Raw genomic sequence first — 15,138 nt, 5'->3', positions numbered from 1 at the left:
TGAAGGGGACATGGTTTCCGGGTTCGTTCAATGGTGCGCATCGTCCCTCCTCCCGATGCGCGCGACCCGGTAACGAGTCCATGGTAGCTGACCCGGCGCCGCGACGGCAGGTCCTAGTCAGGCCCGGGCGTCGTCGCTGATGTGCAGGGTGGAACCGTTGCGGGCCTTGACCACCTGGAGCTGGGTGCCGATGCGCTGCTTCATTTCTGCCACATGGCTCACGAGCCCCACTACCCTGCCGCCGTCCCGGAGGCCTTCGAGGGCGTCCATGACCTGTTCCAGCGCCTGGTCGTCGAGGCTGCCGAACCCTTCGTCCACGAAGAGGGTTTCGATGTCCACGCCGCCGGACTCGTGCTGCACGACGTCTGCGAGCCCCAGGGCCAGGGCCAGCGAAGCCATGAAGGACTCGCCGCCGGAAAGTGTGGCGGTGTCCCGGCGCTGGCCGGTCCACTCGTCCACCACTTCCAGGCCGAGGCCGGACTTGGCGCCGCGCGCGGCCTTGGCATCGGTGTGCTGCAGGGTGTAGCGGCCGTCGCTCATGCCGATCAGTCGTTCCGAGGCGGCGACGGCCACCTGCTCCAGCCGGGCGGCGAGGACATAGCTGTTCAGGCTCATGCGGTAGGTGTTGTCGCCTCCGCCCCTGGCCGCTTCTGCCACGGCGCCAAGCAGCGCGGCACGGTCCCGCGGCGCCCGGCCGGCCGCGGCAAGTTCTACATACTCGCCGGCGATGCGCCCGAGGGTCCGGACGGAATTTTCTGCCAGGCCCGCCGCGAGCTCGGCGTCCCGGGATTGGCGTTCCGCAGCCGCCGACGCGGCGTGGAGTTCTTCGAGGGCGGCCTCGCTGACCAGCTCCCCGGCGGCCCGCTCGGCGGCGGCCAGGGCGAGCTCCTCTCCGGCGAACAGCTCCTGGATCCTCGCGGCCTCGTCCTGTCCCGCCCGGATGGCGGCTTCGAGCCCTGTCGCCTCCGGAGCCGGCAGCAGGGCGGCCCGTGCCGCGGCTTCGGTGCTGAAACCTGTGGCGGGGAGCGCCTGGTCCAGCTGTCGGCGAGCCTCCGCGGTGCGGGCCCCGGCCTGTTCCAGGGCCGACTGGGCGGCGTCTGCCCGCTCCAGGACCGCTGTTGTTCCGGTGAGGGCGGCGATCCGCTCCTCAAGGCTGGCGTGGCCGGCGCGCAACTTGTCCAGGGCATGCTCGAGAACTTTTGCCTGTTCGTCGACTTCGGCGATCGTGGACTGCGTTTGGGCGATGCCGGAGGCGGCCTCGGCCTTCGCCCGCTCTGCCGAGGCGATTGCCGTCTCAAGTTCTGCCAGCCGGGCCCGGCCGGCAGCAAGGTCCGTGGCAGCGCGGGCGGCATCGTCGGCCCGTTCACGGGCAAGTGCTGCATCGGCACGGGCTTCCTCGGGAGGCGTGCTGCCGCCCTGGGCCGCCAGCACGGCGACATCCTGCCGGGCCTCGGCGAGTTCACGCCCGAGGGCGGCCAGCGCCGCTTCTGCATCGTCGCTGGCTTGCTGTGCGGCCTTCTCGGCCTCCGCGACGGCCAGTGCAGAGGCCGCGGCCGGAGCCGGCTCCGGGTGCTCCGGGCTGCCGCAGACCGGGCACGGCACTCCGGCGAGGAGTTGGGCGGCGAGCTCGGCGGCGGCGTTGGTGAGCCGTTGTTCGCGGAGGTCGAGCCAGTGCTGCCTCAGATCCTGGTGGTCGTTCCGGACCGCTGCGTGACGTTCCGCGATTGCCGAGGACCCGGCCTCCGCAGTGAGGTAGCGGCCAACAATCGCCACGAGTTCGTCCGCCGCCGTGGCCTCCTTGGTGCGGAGCTGGGCTTCGGCGGCGAGCTCCTCAAGGGGGACGATTCCGGTGAGCAGCGCCTCCGATTCAGTGCGCAAGGCGTCCAGGGCCGCGGCGCCGGTCCGCTGCCGTGATTCCAGGGCCGTCAGTTGCAGGCGCAGCCGGCTGCTGCGGTCCGTGAGCTCCATAAGCCGGGATTCGTCGGGCAGGCGCTCGGTGAGCACGGCGCGCAGTGACCGCAGCCGTCCGAGGCCGTTCCGGAGGGCTGCGCTGTCGAAGGCTTCGGGCTCGCGGCCGGTGTCCGCCCCGGCATCGACGAGGTCCAGCCCGGCGAGCTCGGGGTCGGTGACGGCCGCGGACCTCAACTGCCGGGCGGCCTCCAGCAGGGCCGTTCCCGCCAGGTCCTCGGCGGCCCGGGCACTTTCGACGGCCCGCAGCTGACCGCCGAGCACTTCGGCTTTCCGATGCAGGCCCAGCGTGATGGCTTGTTCCGCCAGGGCGGTTGCCGCGGCGTCGGCATCATTCCGGCGCTGTTCCGCGGCGGCAAGTTTGGCGTGGCGGCTGGCCCGCGCGGTGGCAGCTTCCAGCAGTGACGCCTGATCCGCGGCGTGTTGCCCGGCTGCCGCGGCCGCGGTCCGGCGCCCGGTCGCGACGGCTGCCGCCGCATCGTCCAGCCAGGCCAGGAGGGCATCGGGGGCGTCCCTGCCGGGGGCATCGGCCGGGTCGAGGTCGAGTGCCGCGGTTTCGGACTCGGCCTGGGCCAGCAGCAGGTCGAGCCTGGTGGTGAGGTTTGCCACCTCCGCCTTCGCGGTCTGCGCCTGCCGGGACAGTTCCTGCTCCACCGCCTCGAAGCGCTGGGTCCCGAAGAGGCTCTGTAGCAGCTCCAGCCGGTCGGACGCCTTGGACCGCAGGAAGGCGGCGAAGTCGCCCTGCGGCAGCATGACCACGCGGGTGAACTGCTCCCGGTTCATGCCCAGGACGTCGGCGATCTCGGCTCCGGCCTCGTCATTCCGGCCGGATTTCTCCACCCACACGCCGTCGATGCGTTCGCGCAGCAGCGTGTTGGCCTGCTGGACCGTAAAGCCGTTCTTGCCCCGGGCGCTCGGCTTGTCCCAGGCAGGCGAGCGGGAAACTTCGAAGTGCCGGCCCTTGGCCGAGAACTCGCAGGTGACGCGGGGCTCGGCGGCGGCTTCCGCGTGGTCGCTGCGCAGCCGCTTACCGTCCTGCCGGGCACCGGGAACCGCGCCGTATAAGGCGAAGCAGATGGCGTCCAGGACGCTGGTTTTTCCCGCGCCGGTGGCGCCGTTGAGCAGGAACAGCCCGTGTGCGCTGAGACGGTCGAAATCGATCCGCTCCGTGCCGGCGAACGGGCCGAAGGCGGAAATCTCAAGGCGGTGGATCCTCACAGGGACACCCCTTCCAGGCGCACGGCTTCGAGGGCCTCGGCGAGAACCTTTGCTTCGGCGTCGGACGCGGGCCTGCCGCGGACGTGGTCGAGGAATCCGCAGCAGACGGAGAGGTCGTCGTCGGCCTCGGCCAGCCGGCTGCTGTAGCTGGCCTTCGGCGCCGCGCCGGGGCCGTCGGGATCGAACCCGAGCACCAGGGTGTCGGGGAACCGTGCCCGCAGCCGGTCCATCGCCTGCGCGGGGCGCGCGGCGTCCGTCAGCGTGATCTGGCAATAGGCGCCCTCCGCCCACGCGAATTCCTCCGACGCCAGGAGGTCCTCGATCTTCCCGCGCAGCACGGCAAGGGCCCGGGGTGCGTCCCACAGCACTTCGCGCACCTCGCCGATTCCATCGGCGTCGACCTCCACGAGCCAGCCGCCCTTCTTGTGCTTCGCTTCGGAGAAGGAGTAAGCCAGTGGCGAGCCGGAGTAGCGCACCGCCGTCGAGAGTTCCTGCCGGCCGTGCAGGTGGCCCAGTGCCGTGTAGCCAAAGCCGTCGAAGAGATCCAGCGGGACGGCGCCCACGCCGCCGATGCTCAGATCCCGTTCGCTGTCAGAGCTGATGCCTCCGCTGGCAAAGGTGTGCGCCAGGACCACCGAATGGACGGTCCGGGTCTCGCTCCGGCGGCTCACGTCTGCCCGGATCCGTTCGGTGGCGGCGCGTGTGACCTCAAAATGGCTCGCGGTCTCGACGCCCAGCTGTTCAGCTACGAGCCGGGGCTCAAGCCACGGGATTCCGTAAATCGCCAGCACCGGCCCTGTTTGGTCCCCTGTATCCCCACCGGCATCCCCATCTGCGGCGTCGTCCGCTGCGGCATCGCCGAGAGGAAAGAGCACGGGCTGGTCCAGTTCGTTCAGCCGCGTGCGCAGGTGCACTCCCCCGCGCTCAAGCAGCCGTGAGGCGAATCCCAGCCGGATGGCGGAGTCGTGGTTGCCGCTCGTCAGGACAACTTGGGCGCCGGCTCCCGTGAGACGCACCAGGGCGTCATCGAGCAGGCCGACGACGTCGACACCCGGCAGCGCGCGGTCGTAGACATCCCCGGCGATGAGGACGACATCCACTGCCTCGTCCCGGACAAAGGTGACAAGCTGGTCGATGAAGTCGCGCTGGGCATCCAGCATGCCGACGCCGTGGAAGGACCGGCCCAAGTGCCAGTCGGAGGTGTGCAGTAACCGCATATTCCTACGGTATCGGCTGGGGCCGACACTCTTGCGCCACCACCCCGCAGGGGTGACGGGGGTTACTCGCGGCCCTTGCGGTCGAAGAAGCTGCGGGCCTCGTCGTCCCCGGCGCGGACGGCGCCGGCCAGCCGTGCGTCGGCCAGCTCTGCGTTGTCCATCTCAGCATTCGCCGGCTCCGCCTCATCCAGCTCTGCATTCGCGAGCTCCGGGTCAGCCTTGTCGGCGGTGGCCCGGCCAGCGGGGGCCTTGCCGGCGGACTTGCCGCGCGCGGGCCGCGCGGGACGGGCGTCCGGCCGGGGAGCTGCCGGGGCCGTCGACTGGGCAAAGCCGCGGAAGACGAGTCCGGCGATGGCCGCACCCACCACGGGCGCTACCCAGAACAGCCACAGCTGCCCCAGCGCATCCGGACCGCTGAAGATGGCCGAGGCCGTGGCGCGGGCCGGGTTAAACGGAACATTGCCGATCGCCTGCCCAAACTGCAACAGCATCGCCATCGTCAGGCCGACCGCAAACGGGGCAGCCGCCTTGGCGGGGTTCCGGCCGGCCGTCGTGGCCAGGAAGACGGCCACGAGCAGGGCCGTGCCGAGGACCTCAACGAGCAAGACGCCGGCCATGGGGACCTGGATGATCGAGTGCTCGCCGAAACCGGCCGTCACCGTGGCAAACGCGGCCTGGCTGTCGTCAATCTTCGGCACCGTACGCAGGACGCCGAACAGGGCGACGGCGCCGAGCACGGCACCCACGAGCTGGGCGCCGATGTACGCGGCGGCGTCGGCCAGCCCAATCCGGCCCGCGATGACGTTGCCGAGGGTCACAGCGGGGTTGAAATGGCCGCCCGAGATGTAGCCGACGGCCAGCATCGCCGCCGTCAGGGCCACGCCGGCGGCAAGTGCGGCGGGCAGCGGGTTCGACTGCGGAATGGTGAACAGCGGCACGCCCAGACCTGCGACCACGACGATCAGGGTCCCGAACACCTCGGCGGACAGCCGGGCCAGGAGTGCCGGCCGGGGCGCATCGTCGCTGGCGGCCGGCGGCTGGACGCCGACGGTGTCGTGGGCTGGCACAGGCAGGGTCATGGTCAGGACTTCCTTCGCTGGTGGCGGCGCGCCCTGGGGCTGCAAGTGCGCCGTCGCTGGCCCGCCGCCGGGTCATGGACCGGGTACGGCATCGAGCCGCCCGGAGAATAGCTTCGCCAGCAGTCTGCCAGCGGAATCTGGATGTTCGCTGGGTTGCGGCTTAGCGCCCCAGCGCTACCGCGGCCACGGCGCTGGAGGCAAGGGCCATGACGGCGGCTGCGGCCCAGCGCAGCAGCGTTGCCGAAGGCGCGGTCGTGGACCTCCGGAGTTCGTGCCCGCGGACCAGCACGCACACGCCCAGAATCAGGGTGGCGGCCATGGCGACGAATGCGCAGACGCCCAGGTAATCAACACGCCCCGAAGGACCGCCCCGGGACGCCGCGAGCGCCCAGCTGCGCCAGATCAGCAGGTCCGCCACTATCAGGGCCAGCAGGGTCCGGCGCCAGGCCAGAGACGTCCGCTCGGGCTGCAGCCCGGGATCCCGGGCGTCTTCGGGGTTCACCGCGCCAGCAGGATCAGGGCGGCAAACACCAGGGCCGCGGCCGCGACGCCGATGGTCATCACCAGCATCAGCCCGGAGAACGGCAGCTCGCGGTTGTTCCGCATGGCCGCCTCCATGAGTCCCCACCGCTGGTAGGACAGGGCGGCCAGGCCGGCGCCCAGGAACGCGAGGATGACGCACAGAATAATCCGAATGGGTGCGGGAGCAATTTCCGGGGCCAGTTGGTCAATCGCCAGGGCCCCGGCAATCAGGGCCAGGGACGTGCGAATCCAGGCCAGGAACGTCCGTTCGTTGGCCAGGGAGAATCTGTAATCGGGCGTCGTTCCGGTCTTCCGCCACGTCGGTTCGCGCATTCGTGTCCTCTGGTCGTCCTGTTTGGCCTGGTTGTCTTTGTGGCCTGATTGTCTTGCCTGGCCTGGCGACGGCACCACCGGCGGTTGCTTCGCCCGACCGCTGGACGGGTCCTAACAGCACCCTACCGGCGTTCATTGGGTAGTGCGCGCGGCGGCGGGTAAATTTGAAGACATGAGCACCGAGCCCGGGACCACGCCCGCACCAGCCCCAGCACCCGGCCCGTCACACTCCCCTGCCCACGGTTCGCGCATTCACGGCTGCCTGCTGGGCGGCGCGCTCGGCGATTCGCTGGGCTACGCCGTCGAGTTCGACAGCATTTCCGCGATCCGCGCCCGGTTCGGCCCCGCGGGCCTGCAGGACTTTTCCGCTCTCGACGCCGCCAGCCCGTTTTCGGACGACACGCAAATGACGCTGTACACGGCGGACGGCCTCCTCGAGGCGCTCGAATGGGCGAACGACGGCGTGTCGGCCGACATCAACGCGTGCCTGTGGCTCGCGTACCTGCGCTGGCTGGGCACCCAGGGGGTCGCCGTGCCGGCGTCGGCCCCGGTCCAGCCGCCGCGCTGGATCGACGGCCAGGACGTTCTGAAGAACCGCCGGGCGCCCGGCAACGCGTGCCTGAGCGGACTCGCCACGGGCGAGATGGGGACCGTGCAGCGGCCGGTCAACCCCGAGTCGAAGGGCTGCGGCACCGTGATGCGTTCGGCGCCGTTCGGCCTGATCCCCCACCTCGAGCCCGAGACGGTCTACAAGCTCAGCTCTGACGCCGCGTCGCTGACCCACGGACACCCCGCGGCACGGCAGAGCGCCGGGGTGTTCAGCCTGGTCATCCATGCCCTGGCTACCGGACGCGGACTGCGCGAAGCCGCGGAATCGGCCCTCGCGCAGCTGTGCGGCGGCATCCTGCGGAAGGGCGAGGACCCGGACGCCGATGTGGTGTCCCGGCTGGAGGCGGCCCTGCGGCTGGCCGGGGACAGGCCGGGGCCCGGGGACAGGCTCAGCCCCGAGGACCTGGTCCGCGAACTCGGCGAGGGCTGGGTGGCAGAGGAAGCCCTCGCCGTCGCGCTCTACGCCGTGTTGGCCACCGCCCCGGGAATCGGGACAGAAACAGCGACGGCGGCCGGTGCCGCCGAGGAGCGCGCCGAGGCCCACTTCCGCGCGGCCATCGCCGTCGCGGTGAACCACAGCGGGGACAGCGACTCGACGGCGTCGATCGCGGGGAACATCCTGGGGGCGTACTACGGCGAGCAGTGCCTGCCGGCCGGCTGGCTGGCGGCCCTGGAGGCACCGGAGGTCATCCGGGGCATGGCGTCACGGCTGGCGGCCGTCACCGGCTCGTAACGTCGCCGCGAACCTGTGCGCTTGGCGTCAGGTCTTCGGTATTCGTGCAGCGCGGGACCGTCCATCTGCCGTCACCTGGGCCGGCTTTTCCGCGGGACATGCCCAGTTTTGCCTCGCCGCAACGGGCATGTCCATTCCGGGTTGCCGCATCCCTCCGGACATGCCCGGTCGTGCATCACCGCGAACGGCATGTCCATCCGCCACTGCTGTGTGCCCAGGACATGCCCAGTCGCGTCCCACCGCGAGCGACATGTCCATCCCTGGCCGCAGCAGCTCGTGACATGCGCATTCGCGGTGGCGAGGACTGGACATATTGCCTCTATGTCCAATAGTCAGAGCCTGCCGAGAACATGTCCGAAACAGACTCGTCGGATCATTGGCGCGCCGGATCTCTGGCGGAGGGCCTTAGGCGCGCCGGAGCGAAATGTTGTTGCAGGCCTCGCAGACGTCCTCGGGGATGACCCCGCGGCGCTGCAGGAATCCGAAAATGGTGCAGCCGAGGCAGAACCCGGCGAATGCTTCGAGGGACGCCGCGGCGATCAGCACAGCCAGCAGGACCCATGCGGCCGGCGCGAGGCCGGCGGCCAGCAGCAGCGCGGCGGCCGTCGACACGGCGGCGCCGATGCCCTGCGCGAACCGCTTGGGCGGGCCGGCAACAAGCCGCGTGCGGCCGAGCCAGGGCGTGATGACCTTGACCGAGAGCTGCGCCAGCGGCGAGATCCGCGGACCGAACAGCACGCGCAGCCAGAATCCCGCCGCGATGATGGCGAGCCCCCAGCCGAAACCGGTCAGCAGGGTCGCTGCGGACAGCACCACGACCAGTGCCGCGGTGATGCGGGCGGAGTACTCGTTCACCGGGTTCGGGAACGCGAACACCTTGCCCCAGTCAATTCCGCGCTTCGACGCCACTGATTTCGACCGAGCGGCGGGAGTCTGTGCATCCATCAGTTTGCTCATCCGCCAAGGCTACGAGCGTGCGCGCCACAGGGGGAATGATTGTTGCGCCATGTGACTGCCGGCAGGTTTATGCCGGCCCAGGCCGGCGGGGTTATCCGGGCCCCGGGCTGTCCGGTTCAGGCGGTGGCGGCGGCCACGTGTCCGCCGACCATCTGGAGGAATTCCCCCTCGGACAGGACTTCGATCCGCTGCCCGCGTTCGTGCAGTTCCAGGACGCGACGGGCTTTGCCGGTGATCCGGCCGGAGCGCAGGTCCGCGGCCACGAAGCCGTCGCCCACCACCAGGACGGTGGTGCGGGCCGTGACCCGGCTTTCGGGCCGGGCGCCGAGCTCGGCGGAGCGGATTTTGGCTTCGGGCCGGGGAATCGCCAGCTCGCCGGTGAACACGACGGTCTGGCCGAACAACGGGTGGTCGGGGCTGGCCCCGGCATTGGGTTCCGGGTTGGGACCTTCTTCCGGCCAGCCGGCAACGAACCGGCGGCCCGACGGCGCCCCAACATTTCTCCCGGCGTTTCCCCCGGCGAGCGCTTCCAGTGCGGCCAGCGTGGCCTTGGACAAAGGGTCGAGCCGGGGGTCGAAGGCCGGCTGGTGCGAGACTGCCATGCCCAGGGACAGATACAGTTCGGCAATGCTCGCCGCCCCGTTGCGGGCGGCGATGTCGATCAGGATCCCCGCACACGCGCGGGCGTCCTCGGCCGCATCATGGTGGTTGACCAGCGGCACGCCGGCTTCCTCGGCCGCGTACGGCAGCGAATTGGACACCAGTGAGTAACAGCGCCGGGACAGCACCACCGTGCAGACGTAGTCGTAGGCGGGACCGGGCAGTCCGGACACCTCCAGGCCAGAGCGGATCACGCCGAGGTCGAACGCCGCGTTGTGGGCCGCCAGCACATCGCCGCCGATGAACGCCCCGATCTCGGGGAACAGCTCCCCGAAGCGCGGCAGGCCGGCCACCTGGTCCGGGCGGATGCCGTGGATCCGGACGTTGTGGTGGTCGAAGGTGTCGTGGTTTTCCGGCGGCCGCATAAGCCAGGAGGCTTCGTCAACAACGACGCCGTCGCGGACCTTGCTCAGGCCAACGGCGCACGGTGAACCGCGGAAGCCGTTCGCGGTCTCAAAGTCGATCGCCGTAAAGTCCAAACCCACGGCTCAACTTTACCGCCCGACGGCGGGACCTCCGCACCGGCGCGGCCGGTCCCCGCAGCACTGCCGGGGCCGGCCGGCGGCCGTCAAGTACCCTTAACGGGTGAACCTTTTAGCTATGAGCGACTTTGCCGTGTCCGCCCTTGGCGGCGCCGGCCCGGTGCAGCCACATCTGGCCTCCTTCCTCCCCGACTGGCTCAACCCGCAGGTCTTCCTGGCGAATCCGGCCTTTGCACCGTGGGTGGTCCTGCTGGTCTGCGGCATCATCTTTGCCGAAACCGGGTTGCTGATCGGTTTCTTCCTGCCCGGCGACTCCATGCTGTTCACGGCCGGGCTGCTGGTGGCCACCGGCACCATCCAGGTCAACATCTGGGTCCTGACGGCGCTCATCATCGTCGCCGCGATCATCGGCAACCAGGTGGGCTACCTGATCGGGGCCACTGCGGGACCCTCCCTGTTCAACAAGCCCAATTCCAAGCTGTTCAAGCGTGAAAACGTGGAAAACGCGCACGCCTTCTTCGAAAAGCACGGCGGCAAGGCCCTGATTCTGGCTCGTTTCGTCCCGATCATCCGCACCTTCGTCCCGGTGATCGTAGGCGTCGCGCAGATGAGCAAGCGCAAATTCTTCACCTACAACGTGATCGGCGCGGTGCTGTGGGGCGGCGGCGTCACCCTCCTCGGCTACCTGCTCGGAGACAAGGTGCCGTGGGTCAAGGACAACCTCGACATCATCTTCATCGCCATCGTCCTGGTTTCCGTGATCCCGATCGCCATCGAAGTCATCCGCGGCGCCATCGCCAGGCGGCAGGCCGAGAAGTACGGCACGGACGTCGTGGAGGAGTTCATCGAGGAGCACGAGCCCGAAGAAGAGCGCAGGACCCCCTGACACACCGCACGTAAGAGGCGCCCCACAGTGTGGGGCGCCTCTCTTGCTTTAAGCACTCATAACGCCCTCAGCGGGCATCACACGGCACCTGCCGCGGCGGCCTACGTCCCGGCCAGGGCCTCGACGATGGCCGGCAGGAGTGCACGGAACGCATGGCCCCGGTGGCTGATGGCGTTCTTCTCCTCGGAACTGAGCTCGGCGCAGCTGCGGTCCAATCCGCTCGGCTGCAGGACGGGGTCGTAGCCGAAGCCGCCTTCTCCGCGCGGCTCGCGCAGGAGCATCCCTTCCAGCTGTCCGTACTCCACGACTTCCCGGCAGCCCTCGGCCGCGGACCCGGGCACCGCCAGGGCCGCGGCACAGACGAACGCGGCCCCGCGGTACTCATCCGGCACGTCGGCCAGCTGGGCCAGGAGCAACTCCAGGTTCGCGGCGTCATCTCCGTGCCGGCCGGACCAGCGCGCCGAGAAGATCCCCGGCGCACCGCCCAGCACGTCAACGGACAGTCCGGAGTCGTCGGCGATTGCCACGAGCCCGGTGGCCGCCGCCACGGCCCGCGCCTTCAGGAGCGAGTTTTCGGCGAAGGTCACCCCGGTCTCGGCGACGTCGGGGGCTCCGACGGCGCCGGCATCCACGACCTGCGTGTCAACGTCGAGTCCGGGCACCTTGCCGCGCAGCAGCTCGCGGAGTTCCCGCAGCTTGCCTTTGTTATGGGTGGCGAGGACCAGCCGGGGCGCCGTGCTGCCGGCATCCCGCAGGTCCGTGGAGGGCGCCTCCGTCACGGGGCTTCCGCCAGGGTGTCGCGCTGGATGGCGGCGAGCTGCTCCGTGCCCAGCAGCGCCAGATCCAGGAGCTTGTTCAGCTCGTCGCGGTCGAAGGGCGCGCCCTCGGCGGTGCCCTGGACTTCCACGAATTTTCCGGAGCCGGTCACCACGACGTTCATGTCCGTCTCGGCGCGCACGTCTTCGACGTAGGGCAGATCGAGCATCGGCACGCCGTCGATGATGCCGACGGACACCGCGGCGATGGTGTCGATCAGGGGCTCGGCGTTCTTGGCGATCATCTTCTTCTCGCGCGCAAAGCGGATGGCGTCCGCGAGGGCCACGTAGGCGCCGGTGATGGCCGCGGTGCGGGTACCGCCGTCGGCCTGCAGGACGTCGCAGTCCAGCACGATCGTGATCTCGCCGAGGGCCTTGGTGTCGATGATGGAGCGCAGTGAGCGGCCGATCAGCCGGGAGATCTCGTGCGTGCGGCCGCCGATTTTCCCCTTGACCGATTCGCGGTCGGATCGGGTGTTCGTGGCCCGGGGAAGCATGGCGTATTCGGCGGTGACCCAGCCGCGGCCCTCGCCCTTGAGCCAGCGCGGGACGCCCTCCGTCAGGGAAGCCGTGCACAGCACGCGCGTGTTGCCAAACTCGATCAGGGCCGATCCCTCGGCTTGCTTGGACCAGCCGCGCGTGATGCTGATCGGGCGCAGCTGATCGGCGGTGCGGCCGTCGGCGCGGATGACGGGGACAGTAGGAGCTTGGGAAGTCATGTCTTTAGCTTATCGACTTGCCCGGCCCCGGCTGTGCCGGGGTCGAAACAGTGCCGGCGTCTAGACGGTGTAGTGCACACCCGCGACGGCGACGGCCACGTCCTTGCCGAAGACCTCCTTGGCCTCGGCCATGACGGTGGTCGGGGATGTCCAGACGGGGATGTGCGTCAGCAGCAGCCGCCGGGCACCGGCGGCGACGGCGGCCTCCCCCGCGCGCTTGCCGGTCAGATGCACGTCCTTGATGGCGTCGTCGCGGCCTTCCTCGAAGGCCGCCTCGCACAGGAAGAGGTCGGCGTCGCGGGCCGCATCCTCGAGTCCGCTGCAGGAGTCGGTGTCCCCGGAGTAGCTCAGGACGCGCGTGACGGGGTCGCCGACCTTGTCCGGTTCGGTGACCTCCACGCGGAGCGCGTACGCCTCTTCCACCGGGTGGTTGACGGCGTAGGGGGTGACGGTGAACGGGCCCATGGTCACCGGCTTGCGCTCGGACCAGTTGCTGAAGTCGAATTCCTCGTGCATCCCGGGATCCAGGTCCAGGCCGTAGGCGGTGGCCATGCGGTCGGCGGTGGCGGCCGGTCCCCACACCGGAATCCGGCCCTTGCCCCAGCCGCCCGGCTTCCAGCGCACGGCAACATGGAGGCCGCACAGGTCCATGCAGTGGTCCGGGTGCAGGTGGCTCAGGAAGATCGCGTCAATGTCCTCCAGGTCCGTGTAGCGCTGGATCGCGCCCAGCGCGCCGCTGCCGATGTCCAGGACGATCTTCCAGTTCCGCTCGCCGTCGCTGGCGGTCAGCAGATAGCACGACGCCGGCGAGCCCGGTCCCGGAAAGGATCCGGTGCAGCCCACGATGGTCAGCTTCACAGGAGTGTTCCCCCGCCCGCGGATCCGCCCACGAAGTTGGAGATCCGCGGCCGGCCCGTGCCGGCCTGGGCGGCGGCAATCATCTCCGGGGTGATCCGGGCGAGGCTGCCGGTGGGGTACTGCGCCGCGACGTGGTCCACGTGGCGGACGCTGAGGACCTCGGGGCCGAGAAAGCGCCGGGCGAGGTGTTCGAACTGGGCGGCATCCCCGGTGGCAATGAAATTGTGCTCGGGGGCCGCGGCGTCCATGCGCTCGAGCCCGCTGGAGGCGAGGGCACGGTAGACATCCTTGGCCGTTTCCTCGGCGCTGGAGACCAGCGTGACGTCCCCGCCCAGGACGAAGGAGATCACGCCCGTGAGCAGCGGGTAGTGCGTGCAGCCGAGCACCACGGTGTCCACGCCGGCGGCTATGAGCGGTGCCAGATAGTCGCGGGCGACGGCGAGCAGTTCCGGCCCCGTGGTGATCCCGGCCTCCACGTAAGGCACGAACGCCGGGCAGGCCACGGACGTGATCTCCAGGTCCGGGGCGGCCGCGAAGGTGTCCTCGTAGGCGCGCGACCCGACGGTGGCCGAGGTCCCGATCACGCCCACCCGTCCCGTACGGGTCGCCGCGACGGCGCGACGCACCGCCGGCTGGATCACTTCGATCACCGGAATCCCGTACCGGGCGGTGTAGCGCTCCCGGGCATCGCGCAGCACGGCGGCCGAGGCAGAGTTGCAGGCAATGGTCAGCAGCTTCACGCCGGAGTCCACGAGCTCGTCCATGACGCCGAGGGCGTTGGCGCGGACTTCGGCGATGGGAAGGGGACCGTAGGGGCCGTTGGCGGTGTCGCCGACGTACAGGATGGATTCGTTGGGCAGTTGGTCGATGATCGACCGGGCCACCGTGAGCCCGCCGACGCCGGAATCGAAGACCCCGATGGGACGCGATCCCAGCTCCGATGCCGGTTCGGGGCCCGAGGGGCCTGTGGCGGTATTGCTCGTTGGGGTGTCCGCGGCAACAGCTGCGGCCGGGTCCATACTCGATGCTGAAGTCATGATTATTCGAGGATAGGACAACGCCTGCGGGGCGGCCATCACATTGTGGCGTGCAACTCGTGTCTCATGTGTCACACGTCCGCGCTCAGCGCCGGGCATCGAGCGAGTGCACCATCGCCTGGACCAGAGACTCCTGCAGCCACGTGGTGAAGTTGTAAACAAGCGCCAGGTAGCTTTCCACGTCCTCGGCCTGGGACCAGTCCTGCATGAGGTGGACGTTGTCCGCGTCGGCGTCGTCGCGGATGTCGAGTCGTTCGGCCAGGACCAGCCGGACATCGTTGAGGGCCGTGGCCCAGTGCCGGGCGTCGGCCGGGGTCAGGACAAGGTCCTCCCTGTCCAGGCTCAGGGCGGCCGCCTTCAACGCGCCGATCTTGCTTTCGCGCAGCGAGCGCTCGGTGTACCGGCGGAACTCGAGGGAGGCGTCGTCGTCGTTCTTCATCACGTTCGGCAGCAGCCGGCGCAGGGCCCGGTCCGAGGGCTCGCGGGCGTCGGCGTCCAGTCCCACCAGGGCGGCCAGCGGGTCCTCGTTGGCCCGCTCGGCCGGCTCGAGCATGGAGATGACGTCGGCAAAAAGGCTCCGCAGCAGTTCCCGTTCGGCCGGCTCCAGGTAGCCCTTGATGCCCTTGAGCCCGTACTTGAATGCCTTAGCCACGTTTTCCCTTGCCTTTGCCTGAGCCGCTCCCGGTGCCGCCGGTGGCTTTTTCCACTGTCGCCCAGAGGCCGTAGCCATGCATGGCGACCGCGTGCTGCTCCACCTGTTCCTTGCTGCCGTGCGCCACGATCGAGCGGCCCTTCTTGTGGACCTCCATCATGAGCTTGTTGGCCTTGGCCTCCGAGTATCCGAAATAGCTGCGGAACACGTAACTCACGTAGCTCATCAGATTCACGGGATCATTCCAGATCACGAGGTTCCAGGGGATGTCCGGGGCGGTCAGGACGTCGGTGGACGTCACCGTTCCGGTCTGGGTGCTCTCCCGTGTGTCGGGGCCAAGCGCAACGCTGAGGGTCATCTGTCCATTCTATGGGGATGCACACTAGAGTGAAT

15 protein-coding genes are annotated in these 15,138 nt (G+C 69.5%); 2 read left to right on the top strand and 13 right to left on the bottom strand.

The window, feature by feature from the left end:
- Nucleotides 1-117 precede the first annotated feature (117 nt).
- The 5 genes from C9424_RS08800 to C9424_RS08780 all read right to left on the bottom strand — a co-directional run bounded on the left by C9424_RS08800 (nt 118) and on the right by C9424_RS08780 (nt 6,337).
- Entirely contained in the window at nt 118-3,186 is a 3,069-nt protein-coding gene (locus C9424_RS08800) for an AAA family ATPase (protein ID WP_116766505.1), read from the bottom strand.
- Entirely contained in the window at nt 3,183-4,403 is a 1,221-nt protein-coding gene (locus C9424_RS08795) for an exonuclease SbcCD subunit D (protein WP_116766504.1), read from the bottom strand. The genes C9424_RS08800 and C9424_RS08795 overlap by 4 nt, the downstream gene beginning before the upstream one ends.
- 62 nt (nt 4,404-4,465) lie before the next feature.
- On the bottom strand, nt 4,466-5,482 hold the full coding sequence (locus C9424_RS08790; RefSeq protein WP_116766503.1) for an MIP/aquaporin family protein: 1,017 nt from the start codon (nt 5,480-5,482) through the stop codon (nt 4,466-4,468).
- A 160-nt stretch (nt 5,483-5,642) separates the two neighbouring features.
- Nucleotides 5,643-5,984, bottom strand: a complete 342-nt coding sequence (locus tag C9424_RS08785) for a DUF202 domain-containing protein (RefSeq protein WP_116766502.1) — start codon at nt 5,982-5,984, stop codon at nt 5,643-5,645.
- Nucleotides 5,981-6,337 carry a YidH family protein gene (locus C9424_RS08780; RefSeq protein WP_091253459.1) on the bottom strand — a complete coding sequence of 119 codons (357 nt, stop codon included), beginning with the start codon at nt 6,335-6,337 and terminating at the stop codon, nt 5,981-5,983. Before C9424_RS08780 ends, C9424_RS08785 begins: the two co-directional genes overlap by 4 nt.
- A 172-nt stretch (nt 6,338-6,509) precedes the next feature.
- Here C9424_RS08780 and C9424_RS08775 point away from each other — a divergent pair, with 172 nt between their 5' ends.
- A complete protein-coding gene (locus C9424_RS08775; protein ID WP_116766501.1) occupies nt 6,510-7,679 on the top strand; it encodes an ADP-ribosylglycohydrolase family protein in 1,170 nt (389 codons plus the stop codon).
- Nucleotides 7,680-8,084: 405 nt separating this feature from the next.
- Here C9424_RS08775 and C9424_RS08770 read toward each other — a convergent pair whose 3' ends face one another.
- Together C9424_RS08770 and C9424_RS08765 are read right to left on the bottom strand one after the other, a co-directional pair.
- A complete protein-coding gene (locus tag C9424_RS08770; protein WP_116766500.1) occupies nt 8,085-8,636 on the bottom strand; it encodes a DUF4395 domain-containing protein in 552 nt (183 codons plus the stop codon).
- A gap of 116 nt (nt 8,637-8,752) precedes the next feature.
- On the bottom strand, nt 8,753-9,781 hold the full coding sequence (locus tag C9424_RS08765) for an exonuclease domain-containing protein (protein ID WP_116766499.1): 1,029 nt from the start codon (nt 9,779-9,781) through the stop codon (nt 8,753-8,755).
- A gap of 115 nt (nt 9,782-9,896) precedes the next feature.
- On the opposite strand from C9424_RS08765, the gene C9424_RS08760 reads away from it, so the two are divergent.
- A complete protein-coding gene (locus C9424_RS08760) occupies nt 9,897-10,664 on the top strand; it encodes a VTT domain-containing protein (protein WP_091253452.1) in 768 nt (255 codons plus the stop codon).
- A gap of 101 nt (nt 10,665-10,765) precedes the next feature.
- Here C9424_RS08760 and rdgB read toward each other — a convergent pair whose 3' ends face one another.
- The 6 genes from rdgB to clpS form a co-directional block, all read right to left on the bottom strand.
- Entirely contained in the window at nt 10,766-11,443 is a 678-nt protein-coding gene (rdgB, locus tag C9424_RS08755; protein WP_237563370.1) for an RdgB/HAM1 family non-canonical purine NTP pyrophosphatase, read from the bottom strand.
- On the bottom strand, nt 11,440-12,198 hold the full coding sequence (rph, locus tag C9424_RS08750) for a ribonuclease PH (RefSeq protein ID WP_091253448.1): 759 nt from the start codon (nt 12,196-12,198) through the stop codon (nt 11,440-11,442). Before rph ends, rdgB begins: the two co-directional genes overlap by 4 nt.
- Before the next feature lie 60 nt (nt 12,199-12,258).
- On the bottom strand, nt 12,259-13,056 hold the full coding sequence (locus tag C9424_RS08745; protein ID WP_116766498.1) for an MBL fold metallo-hydrolase: 798 nt from the start codon (nt 13,054-13,056) through the stop codon (nt 12,259-12,261).
- On the bottom strand, nt 13,053-14,093 hold the full coding sequence (murI, locus tag C9424_RS08740; RefSeq protein ID WP_237563369.1) for a glutamate racemase: 1,041 nt from the start codon (nt 14,091-14,093) through the stop codon (nt 13,053-13,055). Before murI ends, C9424_RS08745 begins: the two co-directional genes overlap by 4 nt.
- Before the next feature lie 85 nt (nt 14,094-14,178).
- Nucleotides 14,179-14,745, bottom strand: coding sequence for a DUF2017 domain-containing protein (locus C9424_RS08735; protein ID WP_116766496.1), 567 nt, complete (start codon nt 14,743-14,745; stop codon nt 14,179-14,181).
- Entirely contained in the window at nt 14,738-15,103 is a 366-nt protein-coding gene (gene clpS / locus C9424_RS08730) for an ATP-dependent Clp protease adapter ClpS (RefSeq protein ID WP_116766495.1), read from the bottom strand. Before clpS ends, C9424_RS08735 begins: the two co-directional genes overlap by 8 nt.
- Nucleotides 15,104-15,138 lie beyond the last annotated feature (35 nt).

Source organism: Arthrobacter sp. H-02-3 (genome assembly GCF_003097355.1).
GTDB classification, from domain to species: Bacteria; Actinomycetota; Actinomycetes; order Actinomycetales; family Micrococcaceae; genus Arthrobacter; species Arthrobacter humicola.
The sequence above is the reverse complement of the archived record's forward strand: the minus strand, read 5'-3'. Positions and strand labels throughout refer to the sequence as shown.

Coding starts and splice junctions, on each gene's coding strand:
- C9424_RS08795 (WP_116766504.1), bottom strand. CDS start 4,403: ATGCGGTTACTGCACACCTCCGACTGGCACTTGGGCCGGTCCTTCCAC.
- C9424_RS08790 (WP_116766503.1), bottom strand. CDS start 5,482: ATGACCCTGCCTGTGCCAGCCCACGACACCGTCGGCGTCCAGCCGCCG.
- C9424_RS08780 (WP_091253459.1), bottom strand. CDS start 6,337: ATGCGCGAACCGACGTGGCGGAAGACCGGAACGACGCCCGATTACAGA.
- C9424_RS08775 (WP_116766501.1), top strand. CDS start 6,510: ATGAGCACCGAGCCCGGGACCACGCCCGCACCAGCCCCAGCACCCGGC.
- C9424_RS08770 (WP_116766500.1), bottom strand. CDS start 8,636: ATGAGCAAACTGATGGATGCACAGACTCCCGCCGCTCGGTCGAAATCA.
- C9424_RS08760 (WP_091253452.1), top strand. CDS start 9,897: ATGAGCGACTTTGCCGTGTCCGCCCTTGGCGGCGCCGGCCCGGTGCAG.
- rph (WP_091253448.1), bottom strand. CDS start 12,198: ATGACTTCCCAAGCTCCTACTGTCCCCGTCATCCGCGCCGACGGCCGC.
- murI (WP_237563369.1), bottom strand. CDS start 14,093: ATGACTTCAGCATCGAGTATGGACCCGGCCGCAGCTGTTGCCGCGGAC.
- clpS (WP_116766495.1), bottom strand. CDS start 15,103: ATGACCCTCAGCGTTGCGCTTGGCCCCGACACACGGGAGAGCACCCAG.